General features: G+C 32.2%; 1 protein-coding gene. It reads left to right on the top strand.

The features are described 5' to 3' along the window. Positions 1-245 precede the first annotated feature (245 nt). Positions 246-809, top strand: a complete 564-nt coding sequence (locus tag ACE1ET_RS20470) for a hypothetical protein (RefSeq protein WP_375730289.1) — start codon at positions 246-248, stop codon at positions 807-809. The last annotated feature ends 154 nt before the right edge of the window (positions 810-963 follow it).

Below are 963 nucleotides of genomic sequence, written 5' to 3'. Positions count from 1 at the left end.
CAAATAGATACTTTAGAAATAATTTTGAAAGAAAAGTATGAGGAAAAAATATGAACGCCATACAACACGCGGTCATACTGCATGGCAGTACTTTTAATTAAAATATTTCAACGTTCGCGGCTGTCACTTTCGTCATGACAGTTCCTTTCCCGTCGGAAAGAAACTGCCACGACAGCATACCGCGGGAACGTTAGGCTCCATTGTATTAAAAAATGATTTTTACTTAAATATTGATGTTTAATTTTATGGATGAAGAAATCGATATCAAAAAGTCTATTGAAAAAGAAAGAGTAATTTATTCGAGCAAATGGTTTCACCTTTTTCTTGACAAACTAATATATCTACTAATCTTTTTAGCATTCCTGATTTCATATTTAAGTATTATTTTAATTATAGAACCTTTTTCCCTGATAAATAATTCTTGGGTATATTTTTTCCCCGCTATATTTATCTTCGGATTAGTAACCATTTTAGGCTTCAAAACCGATAAATTAAGAAGAATTATTGGAATAAATAAAGAGCTCAATAAGCAACTCATTATAGAAACTATCAATGATCTTGAATGGGAAATAGTAATAAACAACCAAGACTTTATAATTATAGTTCCATCCTATGATTATCTAATAAATGGAGGTCACCAAATAACAATAATCCATGATCAAAATGACATTTTAATAAATAGTGTTGCTTACGCATTTGGTGGTGGCGTTTCACCTATTCATGTACTAAGCAATAAATCTTTGATTAGAAAATTTAGCAAACGTTTTATAAGAAAGATAGAAACAACGAAGCCTAACACGCGGTCATAGTGCATGGCAGTTATTTTAAACAAAGTGTATAAACGTTCGCTGCAAACACCTTTTGTCCTGACAGTTCCTTTCCCGTAGGAAAGAAACTGCCACGACACCATACCGCGGGAACGTTAGCCACAATTTGGAAAAGAAAGATTAAAATTATTGATAA

This window comes from Quyinboa mangrovi (assembly GCF_042219825.1).
In the GTDB taxonomy this organism is placed as follows: domain Bacteria; phylum Bacteroidota; class Bacteroidia; order Bacteroidales; family UBA5342; genus JBHJHP01.
The sequence above is the reverse complement of the archived record's forward strand: the minus strand, read 5'-3'. Positions and strand labels throughout refer to the sequence as shown.